The organism is Rhodohalobacter sp. (genome assembly GCF_041686455.1).
Lineage (GTDB): Bacteria > Bacteroidota > Rhodothermia > Balneolales > Balneolaceae > Rhodohalobacter.
The window spans coordinates 1-22467 of the sequence record NZ_JAWLDW010000024.1 but is presented as its reverse complement, the minus strand read 5'-3'; the positions used below and the strand labels follow the sequence as shown (position 1 = coordinate 22467).

The following is a 22467-nucleotide window of genomic DNA, read 5'->3' as shown; positions in this document are numbered from 1 at the left end:
GATCTATTGTAAGGTTTTTATATACTCAATGATTGCATCAATCTGTCGATCGTCGAGAGTACCTGCATAAGAAGGCATAACTCTCTGGAATCCTTCATGTACTTTTGCATTTGGCTCCAGGATACTTTCACGAACATAGTTTTCATCAAAATCTACCGTTTCGCCGTTTTCGAGAGGTACTTCAGATCCCCAGGCTCCCTGAAAGGATGGACCTGTAAGTCTGGATCCGTCTGTGGAGTGGCAGGTAGCGCATGCATTTTGCTGAACAAGCATTTCACCGCGTTCAGCAGGCTCCATATCTTCACCGCCGTCACCGGAGGACTCGAGCCATGTTTCAAAATCTTCCTGAGTATGTACAAAAGTTGTTGCCATCATATCGGAGTGGGCAGTTCCGCAATATTCTGTACAGAAAATGACGGATTCACCAACTTCTGTTGCTTCAAACCAAACAGAAGTATACCTGTTCGGCAAAACGTCGTGTTTAACTCTAAAATCGGGGATATAAAATGAATGTAGAACATCATCTGAGCTCATGACCAATTTTACAGGTCTGTCAACCGGTACATGTAACTCATTTACGCTGACGGTACCATTTTCGTAATGAAATTCCCATAACCAGCTTTTACCAACTACACGAACTTCGTAGGCGTCTGATGGCGGGGTGATTTTTTGTATATATGTGCTATATCCCCAACCAAATACGATAATGACCAGGATGAGTGGAATAACAGACCAGGTAATCTCAAGTTTATTATTATGAGATATTACCGGAGTTACATCATCTTCCGATTTTCTTCTGTATTTCCATGCGAAGTAGATTATCGCAACAGTAATTCCAAAGAGAAGGATAAAGCTGGTTACATTGATGAAGTAGAACAATGCATCTGTTTCACCGGCCATGGTACTTTTAGCCGGTGGAAGCATATATTCAATAAGTCTATTCATGTTCAGTAGTTGTTTTTGAGGATTGTGTAGATCGGCGTTCTCGCCTCCAAAAAATTCCAAGAAAGATACCTAGAATAATCACGGTAGCCAAGCCACCGAGTTTCATAATATTCATCGCAACCGGTACATAACTTTGCGATGATGGATCGTATGTAAAACAGTAAAGGACAACCTGATCAATTGCTGAACCGATATTACCGTCGGCAGCATCGTGCAGTGCATTTCGAAGATCAAGCTCCCTGAATGTAGCACCATACAAATAGCGTGTGATTTTTCCCTCCGGGCTCAACATCATAATGCTTGCAAGGTGGATATACTCACCGTTGCGTTCATCATATTTGTATCGGAACCCGATTGATTCCGTCAGTGCTTCAATTTCCTGCTGGTTACCTGTTAAAAAATGCCATCCCTCTTCGGCTTTAGGCCTGTCGAGAGATTCTAAATAAGATCGTTTATTCTGAGCAGCAAGCTCAGGACCTTCTTCCGGATCGATACTAAAAGAAATTATTGTATAATCTTCGCCCGGAGACCATACCAATTTATTCACAACTTTATAAACTGCATCGAGGACCAAGCTACAAAGAGTGGGGCACTCGTAATACAGGGGGTTTAAAAGTACGGGCTTATCATCAATGAAAAGGTCACCAAGTCTCACTGAATCACCTTCAGAGTTGGCAAACTTCAAGTCGAGGGGAATCGTATCCCCAAGTTTTTCATCAACACCAATTTCTTCGAGTATTTGCGGTTTAGACTGATTTAACTGTGCAGATACTGAACCGGCAGTAAAAATGAAAAACACTGAAATCAATGTTCCGATGTTCAGTGTATACTTCATAAAATTACTCTAATTACTTTCATTCACTATTTCTGTGATAGCACTATCAATCGGGATACGGTAAATACCTTCTTCCGGGTCAACTACACCGTAGTTGTTAAGTGTTTCAGCTTCTCGTTGCTGAATTTCCTGAATATTGTAAAACTGGCTCTCCTCGGATGTCCTGTCAGAAATATTTGACATTGTGTAGCTGTGTACATAAAAAACCGATACAATGATCAGAAGTATAACAGCAGATCCAAATGTGGTCCAAAATACAATTTTTCTATAGTCCGGTGCATCTAAAGAAACACCGTTATCAACTGAGGAAGCGTATTCATCGGTAGTCTCGATTGATACACTATCATCATCTTCATTAACGGCAGTAACGCCGGTTTCGCGCATCCATTTCCGTATTTCTTCGACGGAAACACCGTGTTCTTCTGCAAGTTCCTGCAGCTTACTTTCTTGACCGGATGCAGCTTTTAAAGCAATAGCTGCTTTTTCTTCTTCAGTGAAATTTTTTGAGCTTTTACTCATAGCTAAATGCAGTTAAAGAAAAATTATTGATGATACTCTTTGTGTAGTGAATCCGGAAGATTAGGATCGTTAACCGGCACCATATTATTGTTATTAAACGTCTGGAAGAACAGTCCCATAAATATTCCGCCAAGTCCAATTAATGTAGCTATATCGAGCCAGCTAACGGCCAAACCGTGGTGATGCAATGTAGGCATCACGATCCAGTGAATTTCTATAAAGTGCATCGCTAAAATCAATATAGCCGTAATTTTGAGAAGCAATTCATTATGCTTCGATTCTCTGTTGAGTAAAAGAACAAAAGGGATTACAAATCGGCCAAAGAGAAGCATATATGTAATTGTTTCCCAGCTCCCTTCCAATCTATGGTAGTACCAAAGCGTTTCCTCAGGGATGTTGGCGTAGTAGATCAATAAAAACTGACTGAAAGCGATATAGGCATAAAATACAGTAAAGCCGAAGAACCAGGCTCCTAAATCGTAAATATGGGCTTTTTTGATAATATTGTTCAGCATTCCATTACTGTGCATCCAAAAAACCATCAAAATGATGAATGGAAAAAGCGCTTGAAAACTCATGGCAAAATAGTAAACACCAAACATTGTAGAGAACCAATGTGCGTCCAGAGACATTAACCAGTCGAAGCTTGCAAAAGCAATGGTCAGTGCAAAAAGCAAAATACCCGGAGCACTAAATTTTCTAAGCAGGGCCGTTAATCCCCAATCGCGGGTGCGATCCATTTTTACTGATGTTTTATGCAATTTGTAGCCTAAGAAACTCCAAATGCCAAAATAGATAAACTGACGTATGATAAAGAATGGTTCGTTCAGATAAGGTGTCTTGCCTGCAAGAATGGGGTCATTCATTACATACTCAGTATTTGTCCAGCTGTACAGATTACTCATTCCTAAAATGATAGGAATAAAAAAGAGTGCCCAGATCCAGAATTTAGCAAACAATGATTCCGGAATTCTACGAATAACCGCACCCCATGATGATTTGGTAATGTGGTGTATCATCACCAATATCAGCGCTGCAAGAGCGAAACTGGTATAGAACGCAAAACTTGTCAGGTATGAGAAGAAAAACTGATCCGCATTTAAAAAATATCCAACACCGCTGGCAATGAGGCCGACGATACCGACCCCGTAAAATGCTTTCGTTGCATCTTTTTGAGCCGGAAATTGAACAGAATCAGCTAATTTTGGACTGTGTGAAGCCATGAATTTATTTCTTTTTAACGCTCAGTGTTAATTATCAGAAAGTGTTTTTAAATACTCTATGATGGATTGAATTTCTCCATCAGAAAGGTAGGAGTAAGAAGCCATTGCGTTGTCGTAACTTTCAACTATTTTAGCATCCGGTTCTACAATTGACTCGCGGATATAATCCTCATCTGCTTCGATTGTTGATCCGTCTTCAAACGTTCGCTCAGAACCGTACAAACCTGCAAAAGTAGGCCCTACCATTCTTGAACCGTCTACAGAATGACATGAATTGCATGCGTTTGCGGTAATTAGCTTTTCACCACGTTCCGCTGAAACTTCTTCTTCACCACTTGCTGCAGCACGTTCTTCTGCAAGTTCATCCTCTCGCTCTCTGCGTTCTTCATCTTCCTGCTGTAGTTCCGCTAAATCCACATCGTACTGCTGCATTTCTTCTTCAGGAACGTTTTGACTGCGCTGCAGAGCTCTAACATAGGCAACAATAGCCCATCTGTCCTCAACTTTGATCTGTGAAGCGTAAGCCGGCATGTTTCGAATACCGTTTGCAATGGCGGAATATATTTCACCATCCGGCATGTTATAGCTGGCTTCTCTGTGGAAACTCGGAGCCGGAACATATCCGTATCCGCCGGTCATGATAATGCCTTGACCATCTCCAGTACCACCGTGGCACATTTGGCAATAGACTTCAAACTTGTCTTTTCCTCTGTAAAGAAATGACTCAGTCAGATCAAATGGAATTTCATTGATGTAGTCTCCATTTTCATCAACTCCCTCATAGAGAACTGTGTTGGCACGCAACTGTCCCCGGGCAACAGTTCCTTCAACAGGCGTGCGCATACTACGTCCGTCGGCAAAAAATGGGTTTGCTTCCTGAGCATTAAATCTATCCTGAAAATCCATGTTCTGCTGAGGGTGAACCGGTGGTTTTTCAGATTTTTGACCGCGACATGACATCATCATGATCGAAATCAATAGTAGGGCACATATTCTGGCTGTGTTTAATTTCATCTGTATGAACAAATTAAAATTTAAATCAGATGCAACAGCTTCACGATAGTACTGGATAAATCATCGTTCATGCTGCTGTAAATTTTGGTTTATTAAAATTAAAACGTTACTAAACTGTTTAGTTATCGTAAATCTCTTCAATATTGGTGCCACCGGCGTCCTTCAATAAAGTCTGCACTTTTTCAACATCGAACTGTGGGTCATCAGATTCGATGCATACAAAAAATCCATCATCAGTAGCCTTTTTAAAGTTTTCAGAGTTAAAAAGCGGATGATTAAACTTAGGCAGACCATTTAAGAAAAACATACCAAAAACTGCACCAAACGCAGAAAGAAGTACGGTAAGCTCAAAAATTACCGGAATCCAGGCCGGGATATTCAAGAGCGTTTTACCACTGATATTTAATGGATAATCTGCAACCATCATAAAATAGATCATAGCAAATGAACCGATTAACCCGACCAATCCATGAGAAACTACAATCCAGCCAAGTTTTGATTTCGGCAGATTCATTGCCTTATCAATTCCGTGAATAGGGAACGGGCTGAATGTATCATACTTCTTGTATCCGTTCTGATTAATCTTTTTAGCTGCATCGACAAGTTCTTTTGGATTTCTGAACTCGGCGAGTACACCATACATATTATTTTCTACCGTTGATTTACTCATCACTTTATCCTTTTTGTTCAGAATCTTTTACGGGTTCAGGAATTTCTACTTTTGGAGGATCATATTCTCCATTCTCATCATAGTTGTGAGGGTCGGCCTGTGGTAATATTGCTTTGATCTCAGCTACTGCAACCATCGGCAGGAATCTGAGGAAAAGCAGGAAGAATGTGAAAAACAAGCCAAATGTTCCTACATAAGTAATTACATCCCAGAATGTCGGTGAGTAGTATCCCCAGGATGAGGGCAGGAAGTCGGTAGAGAGTGATGTTACTGCAATCACAAATCTTTCAAACCACATACCGATGTTCACTACAATTGATATAAAGAACGTAAAAGCCACATTACGGCGTAATTTCTTGGACCAGAAAACCTGCGGGGAGATCACATTACATGTAATCATAATCCAGTAAGCCCAGGCGTAAGGACCGGTTGCCCGTAGAATGAAAATTGCTTTTTCATACTCAACGCCACTGTACCAGGCTACGAAAAACTCCATTAGATAGGCGAAACCGACCATTGAACCGGTAACCATAATAATGATGTTCATCTTCTCGATGTGATCCACGGTCATGATCTCTTCCAAACCGTAAATTTTTCTCACGATAATCATGAGGGTTAATACCATCGCAAATCCGGAAAATACCGCACCGGCAACAAAGTATGGAGGAAAAATGGTAGTGTGCCATCCCGGAATCAGAGATACGGCAAAGTCGAAGGATACAATCGTGTGTACGGAGAGTACAAGGGGAGTGGCCAGCCCTGCGAGAATCATATAAGACTTTTCATAATTCCACCAATGACGGTTACTGCCTCTCCATCCGAGTGCAAAAGTTCCGTAAAGAACTTTACCCATTTTACTTTTAATTCTGTCCCTTATCGTGGCAAGGTCAGGAACCAGGCCTACGTACCAGAAAAGAAGTGAAACCGTAAAGTATGTGGAAACTGCAAATACGTCCCAAAGTAGGGGGGAATTAAAGTTAGGCCACATTGCCATTTGGTTTGGCAGTGGAAAAACCCAGTAAATCACCCAGATTCGACCGACGTGAATGGCAGGGAATATACCTGCACACATTACGGCAAATATGGTCATTGCTTCCGCAAAACGGTTAATGGCCGTTCTCCAGTCCTGACGGAATAGAAAAAGTATAGCAGATATAAGCGTGCCGGCGTGACCGATACCAACCCACCATACAAAGTTGATAATAGCCCATCCCCATCCAGCTGGGGCATTTAATCCCCAAATTCCGGTTCCTTCCCAAATGAGATATCCAATAGAGAAAAGAAGCACGAACAGCAGAATATTTGAAATACCAAATGCGATGTACCAGCCTTTTGGCGTGGGACGCATGTTGATATCGGTAATCAGCGCTGTAAGACTCTTAAAATCGTGATTCCCCTTTACAAGAGCGGGTTCAGGAACGTATTCGTACGTTTTACTCATGTTAAATCAGTTGCGATTAAATATCCTGGTTATTAAGCCAATTCTGAGTTAGTATTTCTAAGCTTCGCCAGATAGGATGTTCTTGGACGAACATTCATTTCTTCGAGCATTACATAGTTTCGGTCATTCTGTTTATGCTGAGAAACAACACTGTTTTGATCTGTCAGATCACCAAAAGTAATTGCGTTTGCCGGGCAAGCCTGCTGACATGCTGTTTGAACAGCGCCATCTTCAGGTTTCTTGGAACCGGTAGCAATTTTGGATTTAATTTTTGCGCTGTTCACTCGCTGAACACAATAAGAACACTTTTCAATGACCCCTCTGAAACGAACGGTTACGTCAGGATTCATTGCCATTTGGATGATCTCAGGATCATCGCCGGTAGTTAAATACTCTTTTGTATAGTTAAAGAAGTTGAAACGGCGAACCTTGAACGGACAGTTGTTTGCACAGTATCGTGTACCAATACAACGGTTGTAGGTCATCTGATTCATGCCATCTTCACTGTGTGTAGTTGCTGCAACCGGACAAACCTGCTCGCAAGGTGCCATTTCGCAGTGCATACACGGCACGGGCTGGTGATATACCTTCGGATTATCACGATCTCCTTCAAAATAGCGATCCGTTCTTATCCAGTGCATGATTCGTCTGCGGCCAACTTCGCGCTTACCGATTACAGGAATATTGTTCTCGGCCTGACAAGCAATCGTACATACCCCACAACCAAAACAGGCATTTAGGTCGATCGCCATGCCCCACTGAGGTTGATAATCCGGACCGTACTGTTCTTCAAATAGTGAAATGGGTCCGCGATCGTCTCCTTCCGCTTTTGCTTCTTTAATTCCGGGAACTTCGTAACCGTGAATACTTTTATATGTAGCAAAGTCAGGGTTTTCACGATACTCCTCGAGCGTCGCTTCCCGAACCATATCACGGCCTTCAATATTATTATGGTCCTGTACACAGGCGATTTCATACACGGAACCGGTGCGTTCAACACTTGCCGGCTGATTAAACATCGCTTCACTCGTGCGAAGCGGGTAAACATCAACCCCCACACCATCAGCAACACGGCCTAGATTGTTTCTGCCATATCCTGCTGTTAAAGTAATTGAGTTATCAGCGTGACCCGGAAGAACCCATGCTGCAATTTCAATCGTGGCATCTCCGGCAGAAATTCGAACCGTAGGCACGTCATTCGACTTAAAACTTTGTTCCGGAGGTAAACCAAGTGATTCTGCAGTGCTTGGACTCATCAGAGCCACGTTATCCCATGTAATTTTAGTCATGGGTTCTGGCAGCTCCTGCAGCCAGCCATTGTTTGCAAAACGGCCGTCAAAGAGAGTGGCATCCGGTTTAATAGTAATCTCCATTCCGGATATCGGTTCTGCATTGAGATTTGGCCTGATATCAGACGCAAAACCGGATCTAAGGGATACACTAACAGAGTTGAAACCTGAATTGGGATCAACGCCGTCATGGAGAACAGTTTCCCAGTTTTGGTTAAAATTTGAAGAGAAATAGCTACTCCAGGTTTCCTGAACCAGATCGTAACCTACGCTCTCTTCCCCGGAAACGATTGTATTTAAAAATTCAATTTCACTCAAACCATCATAAAGCGGCAGTATCTGTGGCTGAATGACAGAACGCTGACCTGTGTAGGAGAGTCCATCACCCCAAGCTTCCAGAAAGTGAGCTCTGTTCAAGTGCCAATCTGCAATTCTTGAAGTTTCGTCGTAGTAATCAGATAGATGAATCTTTGTATCAACGTTGCCTAATGCAGCTTCAAAATCCAGGTCAGAAGGAGCAGAGTAGGCAGGATTTGTTCCGATTAAAACTACAGTGTCGTAAACACCTGCTTTTATTTCTTCAATCGCCTCTAAAAAGGCTTCGGTCTGATGTTGCTCGCCGTAATATGGAATTTCGTGATAAGTAACGGTGTTGCCGGCATTATTCAATGCAGAGTTTATTGCAGCAACAGCAGCATGAGCAACAGAAGAGTGATCAAAACCGAGACTTACAATAGAATTTCCTTGATTTGAAAGGAGATCTTCGGCCAGCTTATCAACCCACTCATGATTTGTAAAATTGTTGGATACATTATTAAATGCTCCCAATCCGCTTACACTTTCCGAAAGTCTTGAGGCCAGGGCGTAGGTAAATGGTTCAATCTCAGATGTTTTCAATCGCAATCTGTGATCGGCATAAGAACCGGTAGATGTAAACGAATTTTCAACACTATATATGCGTGACATAGAGTCATCGGTGTTGTTTACTTTTCGCCGTGATGTTAGCTTATAAGCATTTTCAACACTGTTCTTGTGTCCGAATGGACTCATAAAGTCGTCATTCAGAGAAACGACCACATCTGCAGTATCAAAATGATTTACCGTTCTGAGTCTTTGACCAAAAGCGATGTTTGTTCCTTCAATGGCATTGTCATCATTAAATGGCTCGAACGTAACCCAGTTGGCGTTCGAAAAAGTTTGAAGTGCATTCTCTTTAACTCTGTTATACGTAGGAGAGGAATTTGCTTCGCTCACAAACAGGATATTTCTGTTTCGATCAGAAAAGTGCTCGGATGCAAATTGAACAAAATCGTTTTTAGAAGCAGACTCGCCATTCCTTCGCGGTGAACGAGAACGATCAGGATCGTACAAGTTTAATATCCCGGCCTGATTATAAATATTTGTTCGCCCGCCACTTGCCGGATGTTGATCATTTCCCTCAAGCTTGGTAGGTCGTCCTTCATTATTTTCTACCAATAGACCTGTTACCGTATCCTGAAAAGGCATACTGGTTGCATAGAAGTTTGGCTCTCCGAGAACCAGGTCTTCAGGTTGTTTAGTGTAAGGAAGAATTTTTTGAACCGGCTTACGGCAAGATGCAAATCCGGCCAATGCGATAGAGGCTCCCATCACCCGAAGAAAACTTCGGCGAGAAACCTGATCGGTCATTTCGGTAGCATTCTCGGGAAATTCTCTTTCAGCGTACTTTTCGTACTCTTTGTTCTTGGCAAGTTCGTTTAAACTTTTCCAGAAAGTAGTTTGATTTGACTGATCACTCATTCTTTACAGAATATTAAATTGAAACTCAGGGTTTGAATTAGATCAAACAATTAATAGTGGCAACTTTGGCAATACGTAGGAGCGTTGATATTGTGCTTAGCAACCAATTCACGTCCAATTTCAAGCTGATTTTCTACCGAGTAACCCATTGTAGTTACTTCAGATACCGGGCGAACGTGTTTTTCAGGCTCGCGATGACAATCGAGGCACCATCCCATACTTAATGGCTCAGCCTGATGTACAACTTCCATTCGGTCAACACGACCATGGCAGGATTCACAGCCAACTCCTACATTTACGTGAGCTGCATGATTGAAATAAGCATAATCGGGCAACATGTGAACACGGACCCACTCAATCGGCTCGCCGGTTTCCCAGCTATCGCGAACAGGTTGAAGCGTTTCTGCGTCCGTTTGGATTTGACTGTGACAGTTCATACAAGTTTGAGTAGCCGGAATATTAGCATGCCGTGACTCTTCCACCTGTGTATGACAATATTGACAATCCATGCCCAACTGAGACACGTGAACCTGATGAGAAAATGGAACCGGCTGTTCAGGCATGTACCCAACATCAGTAAATTCAGGTGAGAAGAAATACCATATACCAAAAACAATGGCATTTAATAATATGATAGAACCTATAAGAATTCGTTTGGGTGCTTCGTCAACCCATTTAGGAAAAATCTGAGCCATAAGAATTATTGAATATTATCCATTCCTTATTGAAAAATTTACAGGAAGCAAATCAGCCAAGAAGGTAGCGAAAATTATAAATTCTGCATACCTATAATGAGATGAAATTAAGTATTTAAACTCATTCTAAATAAAAATGCTTCGGTAAACATCTACTAAATTTGCCCATAAAGATAGTATACAGATCTGTTAATTGCTTAAAATTTGATGTTTTTTTTTACCCATTTATGAGCGTATAAATCAGCCGACAGATTAAAGTATTTTTTTCATCAAAAATCTCTGAAGGCACAAGGTTTAGGAATTTTTTGGGCACTCTTTTCCGTTAAGATTGGACTCTGTTTTTAAACTTTGATCTATAAAAAAGATTTAAATTAATTGAAGTATATATCTATAAATCACCTATTTTTGTGCGTAAGAATTTAAAAGAAAACCGGATTATTTGAAATGAAAAAACCAAACAGTGACGAACTAACTATAGATTTTTTAAAGAATATCAGTGTATTTAAAGCATTAGGTGTAATAATACTCATCAGCGGTTTGGCATTTCTGTTTTTAATCTGGCTGATTTACTTTAGAGAGACTGCAGAAGAGACAGCTGCGTGGGTGGCAAACCTGCCGGCATTGAATGCTTTACTTAACAGTGCAAGTACGGTATTTATAGTCTTAGGATTTTTAGCGATAAGGAAGAGAGAGTTTGTAACTCATATGAAATTTATGCTCACAGCTTTTATTACCTCATCCCTGTTTTTAATAAGCTATTTAGTCTATCACAATTATGTGGGGCATACACCTTTTCCGGGTGAGGGGATCATCAGGCCCGTCTACTTCTTTATTCTTGTCAGCCATATTATTTTGTCAGCATTTGTAGTGCCGCTGGTTCTCACGAGTTACTATTTTGCTTTTTCAGGAAAATTTTCAACCCATAGAAAAGTGTCGAAATGGACATTACCAATTTGGCTTTATGTGTCCGTTACAGGCGTGGTGATCTTTTTTATTCTAAACGCCTACGTTTAGTGTTCTACCGCAATGACTTAATCTCGTGATGGTATTAGCCTAATGCTTGGCTAAAAAAATTAAACGGTGTTGAGAAATTCGTGTAGGTCTTGTTCGGTATTCAAGTCCAGTTTTTTCCGAAGTCGGGAGCGGTTAATGTATACACTCGAAGGCTGGATATTCATAAAATCTGCAATTTCCTTTGAGTTGAAGCCAAGTTTTAGATAGGCACAGAGTCGAAGATCGTTGCTGGAAAGCTGAGAGTATTCGTTTTTGAGCCTTTGGAAAAACTCTTGATGAAGCTGGTCCATCTGAATTTCAAAGGTGTTGTCCTCTTCAGTTGAATAGGAGTTAAGTAAACTGTGAATCTCTTTCCATCGTGATTTAGGAATGTCAGAGCTCTCTTCTAATTTCTTGAACTTCTTCTTCAACTTTTCGATTAACCGGTTTTTGTCTTCACTCTCTTTTGATTTGTTGGCAAGCTCAATGGTTTTGTCCTTGAGTTCTTTTTTGAGCTGATTAAAATCTTCTTGCAGACGCTCTTGTTCTATCCTGAGGATTTTTTGCCGGTGCTTCTCTGCTTGTTCTCTCAGTGACTTTTGCTTGCTGACTATAAACTGTTTTTCTTGTTTTTTGAAAATCTGTTTCTGCCATAGATAAAGGAGATACACGAAAGCAGTAATCAAAATTATGTATGCGGTGTATGCGTACAAGGATAAATACCACGGTGTGGCTATTCGAAAAGAAATAGTGGATGGTTCATACACCGTTTCATCTATTTTAGCCCTGACCGAAAGCTCGTAATTACCGTTTGACAAATTGATTAAATCGATACCACTTTCGTAAGTCCACGAACTCCAATTATTTTCGCTGTTCAAACGATGTTGATATTGTACATTTTGCCGGTTTGGTACCAAAAATTCCACCCTCACATTATTGTAGTTGTGGGGAATAGTCTCTTCAGCAAAAGCCTGCACCTTTTCTTCGTTGTTGTAAGCATCAATTCTTCTGAATATCAGGTTTGTATTGCCTGTACTATCAAAATAATTCTCTTCCAAAAAATTGAAAGCAAAACCGTTGTAAAGTGGTAAAAACTGAATATTTTCATTTAACATTGTTGAGCGGTAGATCCAGGGCATCATGTCTTCTGAAAGTGGACGATAATTTATTTCTGTTCTGGAAGAGAAATTGCTGTCTGCTGCTGAATATTTGTATTCAAACTCATCGGTTCGTACCCGAATCGAATCCCTGTCATTCACAATAAAAGGATCCGAACCTTGAAAAGTGTCATTGGAAAAAATATCTCTTTCTATCGGAATAAGGTCATCATCCAGCTCGGTACGGATAATTCCAAAGGTTGGAATATTTACCCAAAGCGTGTTTTCATCATCAATAATTATTTGATTGACTGATCCCCGTATCAAATCCATAGTTTTTAAGTAGGTCCATTCATTGTCTACTTTTTTAAAAATAGCAATACCATTATATGTACCTCCAAGAAGGTAATCTTTGTAGGTCGCTACCGTCCAAAAACCTTCTTGGTTTCCCACACGCTCTAATCTGCCTTCATTCAAAATAAAAAGACCACGGTCGTGGCCAACAAACAGTTCATTATCAATTTCTTTAAGCATCCAGACCTGGCCTTTACTTTCCGGAATAATATCAAATCTGTAGAACTCTACATCGTTATTCAATTCCTCCCATGATGATCTGTAAAGCCCTTTATTGGTCCCCAAATAAAAGACATCGTTTTTTAACTGAGCCGTGTATCCTGTTCCAAAATCGCCTCTGTAATCATAAAAGTATGTCGTTTGATTTCCTAAATTGAGGGAAGAAACTCCGAAATCGAGTCCTAGCCAAAGTTGATTATTTCGGCTATAGTGCAGGCTTAGGATTGTATTATTTGTTAATCCCTTGTTTCTGTTGATATAGTGGATAATATTTCCACTTATATCACTGATATAAAGGCCACTTTGCACTGTTCCAAAAGCCAAATAGTTCTCATCAATTTGTTCGAAACTGAAGACGTTGGCATTTTTAATTGTTTGGGATACAGGAGATTCGATGGGAGTCAGTTCTCCGGAATTAAAACGAAATAAACCTGAATTGTAGGTAACCACCACAATATCCTCATTGTGGTGATAGACTCCTGAAATATCGATTTCAGGATTTTCAGAAAATTCAATGACCGGATCAAAAGAAAGGTCATTAAACAGCAATAATCCGGCCTCTTCGTCGGATAAGTAAAGGTTATCTTTAACCTTAAAGCTGCCATCAAAACGATTAGGAGCAGAGATCTTGGTTAAATTATTATCTCTAAACAGATAGATGTTGAAATCAGAAATAAAAAGAATATCCTCACCAACTTGCTGGATGTCCCAGAACTCTTCACTAATGTCTAAAAGGTCTTCTCGAAAAGGATACAGCGAACGATATTCAAACTCCTGATAACGATTTTTCTCCCAAACACCAAAATCCAGGTCTGAACCCGTGTAAATCAAGGAGTCGTTTACAACATGAATGGATCGGGTGAAGCCATCACTGCCGCCAAAGTTCTTCCAATTCTGCCCATCAAATTCAAGTAACCCTCTGTCGGCTGCCATATAAACAATTCCGTTTGGTGCGGAGTCGATATCCCACACTTTTCCCTGATTATTGTATTGAAAGGGAGTGTAATTCTCTAAGTGAGGCACACCCTTTTCTGGAATTTGTTGAGCCTCCGCGTTGAAAACCAACAAAAAAAGAAATACAGAGTATGTAAGCAGTCGTTTCAATGATGAATAATCGAAATTGTTATTTATTTAGTCATCAAGTGATGGCATAAATAATGGTGTTTTATAAACATATCCTAACAGTTTTCGAAATTTAACCCAAAAAGTGACCTGAAGAATTCCAATTTGATATATTTGAAGCCAATCTTACCAGGGTAAATGGGTGGGGGTTAGGAGCTTTTTCACTTTCACTTCGAGATTTAACAATCTGCAAAATGTCATGAATGGAGGTCGTAGTTAAATTCGACTGCGAATAATTTTTACAACGATATACACATTAGACATCAAAGCTTCTTTCAAAACTTCACTCCATATCCATTTCAATGAATGGGCAGAAACAGAGAGCGTAAAACAGATAGCTTTTTTGATAAAGTGGTCGCTCAGATGTTCACTCCAGGGCTGAGGCCTTCATGGCAAGTTTCGGTGATCTGTCGATTTTAAAGAGCCCCCAATGTTTTTCGGGCTCCAGGATTTCCGGTGATCCTTTCCATGTCTCATCAAACGCTTCGAAGAAAAATGTGAGGATTTGCTCTTTTTCGACCCACTCCATCAATTTCTCGAAGTAAATCTTTTGAAACTCCTCGTTTACATTTTCCGGAAGGATACCTTTACCATTTGATTTTGTAGCCCATCCCGCTTCTGTAATAACAACAGGTTTGTCAGGGTACTTTTGAGCCACTGCACGATAGTTCTCTTGTGTATAGTCTAATGCTTCGTTGATGCTTTTATACTCCCAGACAGGATAGGTGTGAATGGAAATAAAATCTAACTCTTTTGCCAGGGGTTCCAGCTTTGAGAGCCAGGGGGCATAGTTCTCGCAGAAAGTAACAGGTTGCTTTGTGAGCTTTTTTACTTCCTTTACGTAGTGAATGACTTTCTCTGTGGGAACCAGATGGTCTGTCCAGTCCACGCAGGCTTCATTACCTACTGAAAGCGAAAAAATGATGTCTGGATACCGGTTTGCAAATTCAGCCAGCCTAAGCATTTTTTTGCTATTATCAGCACGGTTCTGTTCAAGTATATTTTTTGGATGAATACCGCCTCCCCACGGGCAGTTGAAATTATTAGTCTCGGCTTCAATGTAAGCTCCCAGCATTACTTGAAAATCCAGATTTTCATTTCTTATGACATCAAGTACAATCTCTGCATGCAGGTCACAATCAAATAGCCGAAGATACTTCCAATCGTTGTGAAGAAGCATTAAATCTTCTTTCACTTCATTGTAGTTGGGGTATTTGCCCCCCGGTTGTTGTCCATCCCGGAATCCGGAATAGCAGATAGCTCTTGCGGGCAGTAACCCCAGCTTTTTATATGTATCCATTTTTAATACTTAAGTTTTCCTGTTTTATCCCAGATTCCCCAATATGCACCCACTTCACCTTCTGAACTGATTTTCCAGGATTCATCGAAAGAGGAGAAGTAAAAAACTTCAACATCTTCATCATTAGCCCATAGAAAAGTATTGATAAAGTAAATCATTGCATTTTGCTGAGTAGGAACTGCATTTCCTAAGCTGTCTCCTTTATTTGGCCAGCCGGTTTCAGAAATCATTACTCTTTTACCATTGGCGACATTTTTAACCTGATAGTACATCTGCCTCATATGCTGAAAAGAGTCTTTAATATCTGTTCCCTCCCAATAAGGATAGCAGTTACACAGAATAATTTCACAGGCATCGGTAATCTTTGGTCTTTGTACAAATTCATAATAAGCATCTACATAGCCAACAGGGATATCAGGAAGTTGTTCCTTTACTTCCTCAATGTATTCAAGAAGTTCGTCTTCACTCAGGTCATCCCGGTAAAGCACTTCGTTACCAACAGCAGCTACATCAACAAGACCTTCTTTGGCCAGTTTCACAAGATTATCAATCTCAAGTCGATTCTTTTCCTTATCACTGCCCAGCCACGCACCGACCAATGTTTTTAAGCCGGCGTTTTTTGCCACTTTTGGTATTAATTCGTTTCCATCTGTGCAGGAGAAAGAGCGAACCCAATCGGAGTGTTTACTAATAATGCTTATTCTTTTTACAATCTGATCTATAGTTATTACATCTCCGGGTTTCTGTCCCTCCTCGTACAGGCTGAAACAGAATCCGTGAATGCCGTCATAAAGAACTTCCAAAAACAGTTCTTTAAGTTCGTCACCTGACATATTTTTCAGGTAATCAAGTTTTGGAATTGCATCAGATTTTTTAAAACTCAGGTACTTTTCTTCTCTATATGACATAATCTTTTCGCTTTAATAGTTGATCAAATATCTTTCTTTAAAAGAGGGGGGTTACATTTTACCTCTTCGCTCCACCAGTTTATCCTGAATTTCTCTTGCTCGTTCCTCTGTCAGACTATAGCTAACCATCACCCAGATTGCCAACCCGGCTGTTGCAGCGGGAATTAGGATATCTGCTATTCTGAGTCTTGTCATTGTTTCTACAGTTTGAGTTGCCGCGTTCTGATCGAACCCCACTAACTCGAGTACTAAACCACCCAAAACCAGTGCTATGGCTTGACCTAACTTCACCATCCACCAGTAAATGGCACCGAATGTACCTTCTCTTCTGGGCATTCCGTTTTCAAGTTCATCCAAATCGCAAACGTCGGCCGTCATACTCATCATAAGTGTAAACAGACCACCCAGTCCAAACGCCATGAATGGAATTGGCATGAACATCAGCCAAGGGTTTTCAGGGCTGAACCCCCACCATTTCAGGATATACCCAACAATGGAAAGAGCGGTTGAAATAATGAAGGCTCTTCGTTTTCCAAACAGGTCAGCGATTTTCGATACAATGGGAATCACCAAAAATGCAGTGGCTACGGCGGTAATCGTTGAGAACCATGCCGGCCAGTTACCTGCGGCTCCATAGTCGCCGTTAAACATGTAGAAAACAATTATAAAATAGCTAAAAGAAGCCACGAGCTGGAATCCATTAAAAACCAAAAAGGTTGCGGCGCAAAGCTTCATGAAGGGCTTATTCTTAGAAACAAGAATAATGCTTTGAAATAGTTCTTTAAGATTTGAAAGAGCTTTTTTAAATGTAATCTCCTTACGATTTTCCATTTTCGAGTCATCCAGTCCCTCGCAAAAAATGGCAGGCAAAAGGCCAAGTGCGATACAGATTCCACCTACTACAACGGACAGCTGGCGAACCCCGGTCGCCTGATCTGCAAACAGATCGGGATTAGCAATAAGAACCCAAAACCAGGGAACAATCATCCATGCAACCTGTCCAACCGTTTGAGAAAATGCCATCAGGCGAGTTCTTTCGTTGTAGTCGGTGGTCATTTCATAACCAAGACCAATAAGAGGAGTCGCAAACATGGTGTTTCCAATAAGAAACACCATCGACATAATCAAAAAATACCAGAAGTTATAGGTTTGAGAGTTGTTTTCGTCCATCTGCCAGAGAAGAATGAAAAACAACCCGCTTAAGATAGCACCAATAAAAATGTATGGTCGTCTGCGCCCCCATCGTGACTTGGTATTATCTGTGATAAATCCCATGATGGGATCTGAAAGCGCATCAAATATCCTGGGCAAACCGCCAAGCAAGCCGGCCAGAAAGGGACTCATTCCAAATGCAGTTAGCAGAAAGAACATAAAAACGCCCAATGCACCCGGCAGCAGGTTTAAAACCAAATGGCCGGCTCCAAAGGAGGCTTTTTGTCCGAGAGGTACTTTATCCTTAATAACTATGTTTTTGGCAGACATTAGCGAGTTTTTTTCGGATGATTGGTTATGTATCTAAATCGTTAATAACGATGGTTTGAATAGCTTTTCCTGTGATTGAAAATTCAGTCGATTTACCATTCAGATTTAAAGTGATGCTTTTTGAATTTTCTTCCGGATTGAACAGGACAACAGCTATGGTACCGTCCGGATTTTGAGCGGCAGTTACCATCAAATCGTCATCAGTGTGCTGATGGCCAATCCTTACGGCTCCCGGTCTGATGTATCTGCTGAAATGAGCCATGGTATAGTAGAGAGGAGTGAAGTAGACTTCATCCAAATCGGGATCTACAATAACGGGAGCTGCGCACCAGTTTTCGGCCCAGTTCGGACCACCTTGACGGTTCAATACCATGTTCCAGTCAATCCAGCCGTCAACCCAGTTGTTTAATGTACCAATGATATCCCGTGCATACCTGAATACGGGAACGTACTTAGGGTGAAGATGTCTTCTCTCTTCAGGAGCCCAGTCATAGCCCCAATCTGTTGCTTCTTTAGACCAGTACCATGCGTCGTCTTTCCACGCAGGAACTTCCGCATCAACCGTTGCTTCCGTCTGGATTAAGTGTTTGTCCGGAGCTTTGTTATGTGCGTACTGCAGCTCTTCCGGGAAGTAGTGGTATGTGCTTCCATACCAGTGCACGGCTGTTCCATCGTAATATTTGGCAACTTCGGGATCATCGTACATGGCATCTACCCATTCAATCAACTCAGCATCACGATTTTGATCATATCCGAAAATTTTCACATCCTGTTCGTCCTGTTCCAATCGAGGCCCCAGGTGGTTTTTAACAAATTCATTCTGCTCTTCCGGAGTAAAATGCATGCTTTCCCAATTACTGTCGTTCCCCAATGGCTCATTCTCTACCGTAAAAGCCCAGATATCGATTCCTTCTTCCCGGTATGCATCCATGTATTTAGAAAAGAAAAGTGCCCATGTATCATAATATTCAGGGAGCAGTTTACCACCTTTCCAATCGTTGTTGTCCTTCATCCATGGCGGGGCAGTCCATGGAGATGCCATAATCTTAAAGCCGTCTTTAGAAATCTCCATTGCGTCCTTGATCATAGGAATCATGTCGTCACGGTCTTCATCTATAGAAAAGTGCTCTAGGTTTACGTCCCCTTCAACCGGTGCATAGGAGTAGTTGGAGAGGGAGAAATCACTTGAATTCATGTGCTTTCTCGTTAGAGAATATCTGGCTCCGTCTTCGCCGAAGTAGGCTTCTAAAACTTTTATCCGATTCTCGTTACTCAGTTCATTCAGCAAATATGCCGATGCTTCTGTAAATGAACCGCCAAAACCGGTAATCTCCTGATATGTTTCCTCAGGATTGATCGTGACTGCAACACGGTTTTCCGTCTCTTCAAACTCCTGCAGTTCGGTGAGTTGATTTCCGCTTTCAGATGTTTCAAAAATTTGTACGTTCAACTCATTATTATCCATATCGCAGCTAATGAGGGTGAATATGAGTATCGTTACAAGTGTGGCTATGGTTGTAAATTTCATATCAGTTCGTGCTTTGCGATTGTAATCTTTCTTCTATTTCCTGCTCTGTTGGTGGCACTTTAACGTCTTCCATCATAGCATCAAAATCTCCGTCGTATGTTTTTGTGATTGGCATTCCATCCCGGGTCAAGCCATCAAACACGCCGGCGTCAACCTCATCCCAAAGCACATATTTTGCTTCCGACTGCAGGTTGATCAGCCCAAAATGATTTTCTGAGCCGAGCTGGTTTTCAGCATCTTTCCACTTTTCATCAAATGCTTCAAAATAGAAGACGGATACCTCATTCTCATCAGACCACTCCCGAATCATGTCGTGGAACATCTTCATTTTGTATTCATCCGTAGCTCGTGATCCTTCAGGTCCATAATATTCGTTCGATATGGTTGCCCAGCCGGTTTCGCCGATATGAACCTCTTTGTCTACTCCCAGACTCTTCATATAATCGACCACGCTCTGATATTGCGATACGGCGTAGTCGAGCGAGCGATCGAGAGCGGCGTCAATCTTCTCCATATCTGAAAGGTTCTCTTCATCTTCAGGTACACCCCAGAAATCGGGATTGTAGTGAGTATCATGCATAGGGTAGGTATGCATCGAAATGTAGTCTACCATTCGGATAAGTTCATCGAGGTCCTCTTTATGATACTCCTCACCGCCGCCACCCCATGAGGCAAAGTTATCCGAACTGGTTATCCATAAATCCTCGGGCAGCTCTCCGTTTGACTTCCGCTCTTGAAGATTCTTTACCCATTTTAAAATAATTCCGGGTTCTACATAATACTCCTCTTGCCAGTGTACCATGGCCTCGTTGCCTACAGCAATTACTTTAACAATATCGGGGTATTGGCTTGCAAGGTTTGCAGCTCTGTCAATCTCTTCAGGATTACGCGGGTGATCTTCATCCCTGATGCGTTCCGGTTCGTCGGTCCATGCGTTTTTGGCATCAATCCAGGCCCCCATCATTACATACATTTCAAAATCCGGGTCATCCTCTTTCATTTCGCTGATTGCCTGCAGAAGATTGGGAACCGCATCTAGGTAGACATTGTAGGTTCGTACAATTTTTATACCCATTGCCGAAAGAATTTTCATGTCTTCTTTCAACTCAGGAATTGTAGGCTGAATATCTCTCGAAATACCCCGATAACCGCTATAAGAAATCGCAGGGTAATCCGGATTGCCGAGAATTTCTTCAGCCGTTACAGTTGATGCCCCGGACATGGCAGGATTTTGATTTGTTGAACCGTTGCAGGAGTTCATAAGCAGAGGTATGATAACTGCTAACAGCAGTAAGTGTAATTTTTTCATCATTTTCCTTAGTTAGTAAAGTTAGTCTACGTGAGTCTGTCACTTTTCAAATAAACAGTGATCAGCTCTATTTCACCGGTGCGATTAAATACTTTTTCACTGGTATTCTTGTCCAGATTCAGGCTGTTAAATTCTCGGGTTGCCCCGTTATTGAGCTTAACTTCGATTTTATCCTCATCAGTTTGTTGGTAAACAACAGGAACCTGGCAAAATGTAAATGAGAGAGACTTCGGCTGAAGACTCACTTTCCTGTCCTCTTTTTGTACATCCACATACTTAAATTCACTTGCCTCTTTGAGCAGCTCATCTTTTTTAAGTAGAAGAGGGTTGAAGGATATTATTCCGTCTTTAATAAACACTCCCAGCTCACCGATTCGAACCAGAATGTCTTCCTTCACCTGACCTGTCATGCCCGGCTGTTGGGCACCTCTGTGGTACGGAGTATGAGAGTATGGATCAGTCGGAAAAGCCCCATAATCTTCAGGAGATTTATGAATTCCAATTCCATCGCCAACTTCGTAAAAATGGTTTTTCAAACGATTTAGAACAGAAGCATCCGCATCTTTTTGGTAAGCATCAAGAGTTACCTCTTCCACGGCCAGATAGAGTTTGGAAACCATATGCCAGTAGATGGAACCCAATCCTTCGAAGGCGAAGAAGGTACCCGATCGGCCTGTAAATGCTTTATGGTTAAATACTTCCTCAAAAATTTGAAGCAGAAGATCAAATTCCTTTTCAACCAAAGGTTGATATTTCGTTGACTTCAGTTCGTGCAGAGCTTCTTTCAGATCCCCGGCATTTCTGAAATTTCCGTTGAAGTGATAATTTCCTTCAACATCCCTGTTGATAATTTGACGGTTACCGTCTGCAATCATTTTTTTGAGCAGTTCGGATTTCTCAACCAGACTTTCAGGAACGTTGTTTTTTTCTAAAAATCCGGGCAGATCCTTGTTAGGGTAGAGGATGTAGCTGTTCTGATCTTCCCGGTAAAGAGAACTGTTGCGAAGGGCATCCAAAACGTCAGCAGACTCCTTCGGGCTTAAATATCCCGAGCTAAGAACGGCTACCTGGCCTTCGAGCATTTCATCCAGTCGAGAAAGTGAGACCCCGTCTGCGTTCATGCTCATTAAATTGTATGCATGATACAGCCGGTCATCTCTTCGATTGGCTTCAATGGAGTGTTCCAGATAGGAGAGGGCAGTGTTCAGAAATTCTGAGATGTCTGCAATTTTTAACGTCTCTTTTTCTCCGCTAAACCCGTTCTCATAGATCTCATTTCTGTACTTACTTCCCGCGGTTCCCAAAGCATCTGTTACATCCTTTCTGTGTGCATCATTAAATCGCTTGTTTAGCAAGTCCTTGTGTTGCTGAAGTGCGTCTGAAATTTGGGTGAAAAAGAGATTCAGTTCTTCGGAGATCACCAAATCGTCAGTTTCTGTTTCGGATAGGGTGTCTTCAAAGAATTTCAAAAATCGTCGCAGATAGTAGAGCGTTACCATCGATACCCCGTTTCCTACAAGGGCATTATTGGCATCATTCCACTCGGGACGCTGGGTGTTCATCCAGATGCCGCCCTCAGGTATAAAGTTGGACATCTTGGCGAGAACAGCTGCCAGAATCTTTTCAATAAAGTTTACCCGGTGAATATCACTCTGTTCACTTTGAAGCAGAGCACCGTCGGCACCGATAGCTTCAACTTTTTCACGGATCTCCTGATCTGTTTTTTCATCAAAATCGATGGTGTT

Annotated in this window: 16 protein-coding genes and 1 pseudogene; 1 reads left to right on the top strand and 16 read right to left on the bottom strand. The window is 41.4% G+C overall.

Annotated features, from left to right (window positions below):
• Positions 1–3: 3 nt before the first annotated feature.
• From coxB to ACESM0_RS04925, 9 genes are all read right to left on the bottom strand, one after another.
• Positions 4–945: a cytochrome c oxidase subunit II gene (gene coxB / locus ACESM0_RS04965; protein ID WP_372904238.1), complete on the bottom strand. Its 942-nt coding sequence runs from the start codon at positions 943–945 to the stop codon at positions 4–6.
• On the bottom strand, positions 938–1780 hold the full coding sequence (locus ACESM0_RS04960) for an SCO family protein (RefSeq protein WP_372904236.1): 843 nt from the start codon (positions 1778–1780) through the stop codon (positions 938–940). The genes coxB and ACESM0_RS04960 overlap by 8 nt, the downstream gene beginning before the upstream one ends.
• 9 nt (positions 1781–1789) lie before the next feature.
• Positions 1790–2299 carry a transposase gene (locus ACESM0_RS04955; RefSeq protein ID WP_372904234.1) on the bottom strand — a complete coding sequence of 170 codons (510 nt, stop codon included), beginning with the start codon at positions 2297–2299 and terminating at the stop codon, positions 1790–1792.
• A gap of 23 nt (positions 2300–2322) precedes the next feature.
• Positions 2323–3522: a hypothetical protein gene (locus tag ACESM0_RS04950; RefSeq protein WP_372904233.1), complete on the bottom strand. Its 1200-nt coding sequence runs from the start codon at positions 3520–3522 to the stop codon at positions 2323–2325.
• A 27-nt stretch (positions 3523–3549) separates the two neighbouring features.
• A complete protein-coding gene (locus ACESM0_RS04945; protein WP_372904231.1) occupies positions 3550–4536 on the bottom strand; it encodes a c-type cytochrome in 987 nt (328 codons plus the stop codon).
• A gap of 118 nt (positions 4537–4654) precedes the next feature.
• Positions 4655–5206 carry a DUF3341 domain-containing protein gene (locus tag ACESM0_RS04940; RefSeq protein WP_372904229.1) on the bottom strand — a complete coding sequence of 184 codons (552 nt, stop codon included), beginning with the start codon at positions 5204–5206 and terminating at the stop codon, positions 4655–4657.
• Positions 5207–5210: 4 nt separating this feature from the next.
• Positions 5211–6647 carry an NrfD/PsrC family molybdoenzyme membrane anchor subunit gene (gene nrfD, locus ACESM0_RS04935; protein WP_372904227.1) on the bottom strand — a complete coding sequence of 479 codons (1437 nt, stop codon included), beginning with the start codon at positions 6645–6647 and terminating at the stop codon, positions 5211–5213.
• Between the two features lie 32 nt (positions 6648–6679).
• Positions 6680–9715 (bottom strand): TAT-variant-translocated molybdopterin oxidoreductase, encoded by a 3036-nt coding sequence (locus ACESM0_RS04930; RefSeq protein ID WP_372904225.1) that lies wholly within the window; start codon positions 9713–9715, stop codon positions 6680–6682.
• 50 nt (positions 9716–9765) lie between these two features.
• The gene (locus tag ACESM0_RS04925; protein ID WP_372904223.1) at positions 9766–10410 is read right to left on the bottom strand and encodes a cytochrome c3 family protein; all 645 of its coding nucleotides are present in this window, start codon (positions 10408–10410) and stop codon (positions 9766–9768) included.
• Positions 10411–10854: 444 nt separating this feature from the next.
• Between ACESM0_RS04925 and ACESM0_RS04920 the strand changes: the two genes are divergently transcribed.
• Positions 10855–11424, top strand: a complete 570-nt coding sequence (locus ACESM0_RS04920; protein ID WP_372904221.1) for a DUF420 domain-containing protein — start codon at positions 10855–10857, stop codon at positions 11422–11424.
• 59 nt (positions 11425–11483) lie between these two features.
• On the opposite strand, the gene ACESM0_RS04915 is transcribed toward ACESM0_RS04920, so the two are convergent.
• The 7 genes and pseudogenes from ACESM0_RS04915 to ACESM0_RS04885 all read right to left on the bottom strand — a co-directional run.
• A complete protein-coding gene (locus ACESM0_RS04915) occupies positions 11484–14177 on the bottom strand; it encodes a hypothetical protein (RefSeq protein ID WP_372904219.1) in 2694 nt (897 codons plus the stop codon).
• A gap of 385 nt (positions 14178–14562) precedes the next feature.
• The gene (locus ACESM0_RS04910; RefSeq protein WP_372904217.1) at positions 14563–15495 is read right to left on the bottom strand and encodes a glycosyl hydrolase; all 933 of its coding nucleotides are present in this window, start codon (positions 15493–15495) and stop codon (positions 14563–14565) included.
• 2 nt (positions 15496–15497) lie between these two features.
• Positions 15498–16403, bottom strand: a complete 906-nt coding sequence (locus ACESM0_RS04905; protein ID WP_372904215.1) for a glycosyl hydrolase family 17 protein — start codon at positions 16401–16403, stop codon at positions 15498–15500.
• A 51-nt stretch (positions 16404–16454) separates the two neighbouring features.
• Entirely contained in the window at positions 16455–17885 is a 1431-nt protein-coding gene (locus tag ACESM0_RS04900) for an MFS transporter (protein ID WP_372904213.1), read from the bottom strand.
• A gap of 25 nt (positions 17886–17910) precedes the next feature.
• A complete protein-coding gene (locus ACESM0_RS04895; RefSeq protein ID WP_372904211.1) occupies positions 17911–19413 on the bottom strand; it encodes a glycoside hydrolase family 30 protein in 1503 nt (500 codons plus the stop codon).
• A 1-nt stretch (position 19414) separates the two neighbouring features.
• On the bottom strand, positions 19415–20722 hold the full coding sequence (locus ACESM0_RS04890; RefSeq protein ID WP_372904252.1) for a glycosyl hydrolase family 17: 1308 nt from the start codon (positions 20720–20722) through the stop codon (positions 19415–19417).
• 26 nt (positions 20723–20748) lie between these two features.
• Positions 20749–22467: pseudogene (locus tag ACESM0_RS04885) on the bottom strand (hypothetical protein); the annotation flags it as partial.

What these genes read in the sequence shown, in the direction of transcription:
- coxB (WP_372904238.1), bottom strand. Translation starts at nt 945, where the DNA reads ATGAATAGACTTATTGAATATATGCTTCCACCGGCTAAAAGTACCATG.
- ACESM0_RS04960 (WP_372904236.1), bottom strand. Translation starts at nt 1,780, where the DNA reads ATGAAGTATACACTGAACATCGGAACATTGATTTCAGTGTTTTTCATT.
- ACESM0_RS04955 (WP_372904234.1), bottom strand. Translation starts at nt 2,299, where the DNA reads ATGAGTAAAAGCTCAAAAAATTTCACTGAAGAAGAAAAAGCAGCTATT.
- ACESM0_RS04950 (WP_372904233.1), bottom strand. Translation starts at nt 3,522, where the DNA reads ATGGCTTCACACAGTCCAAAATTAGCTGATTCTGTTCAATTTCCGGCT.
- ACESM0_RS04945 (WP_372904231.1), bottom strand. Translation starts at nt 4,536, where the DNA reads ATGAAATTAAACACAGCCAGAATATGTGCCCTACTATTGATTTCGATC.
- ACESM0_RS04940 (WP_372904229.1), bottom strand. Translation starts at nt 5,206, where the DNA reads ATGAGTAAATCAACGGTAGAAAATAATATGTATGGTGTACTCGCCGAG.
- nrfD (WP_372904227.1), bottom strand. Translation starts at nt 6,647, where the DNA reads ATGAGTAAAACGTACGAATACGTTCCTGAACCCGCTCTTGTAAAGGGG.
- ACESM0_RS04930 (WP_372904225.1), bottom strand. Translation starts at nt 9,715, where the DNA reads ATGAGTGATCAGTCAAATCAAACTACTTTCTGGAAAAGTTTAAACGAA.
- ACESM0_RS04925 (WP_372904223.1), bottom strand. Translation starts at nt 10,410, where the DNA reads ATGGCTCAGATTTTTCCTAAATGGGTTGACGAAGCACCCAAACGAATT.
- ACESM0_RS04920 (WP_372904221.1), top strand. Translation starts at nt 10,855, where the DNA reads ATGAAAAAACCAAACAGTGACGAACTAACTATAGATTTTTTAAAGAAT.
- ACESM0_RS04910 (WP_372904217.1), bottom strand. Translation starts at nt 15,495, where the DNA reads ATGGATACATATAAAAAGCTGGGGTTACTGCCCGCAAGAGCTATCTGC.
- ACESM0_RS04905 (WP_372904215.1), bottom strand. Translation starts at nt 16,403, where the DNA reads ATGTCATATAGAGAAGAAAAGTACCTGAGTTTTAAAAAATCTGATGCA.
- ACESM0_RS04900 (WP_372904213.1), bottom strand. Translation starts at nt 17,885, where the DNA reads ATGTCTGCCAAAAACATAGTTATTAAGGATAAAGTACCTCTCGGACAA.
- ACESM0_RS04895 (WP_372904211.1), bottom strand. Translation starts at nt 19,413, where the DNA reads ATGAAATTTACAACCATAGCCACACTTGTAACGATACTCATATTCACC.
- ACESM0_RS04890 (WP_372904252.1), bottom strand. Translation starts at nt 20,722, where the DNA reads ATGAAAAAATTACACTTACTGCTGTTAGCAGTTATCATACCTCTGCTT.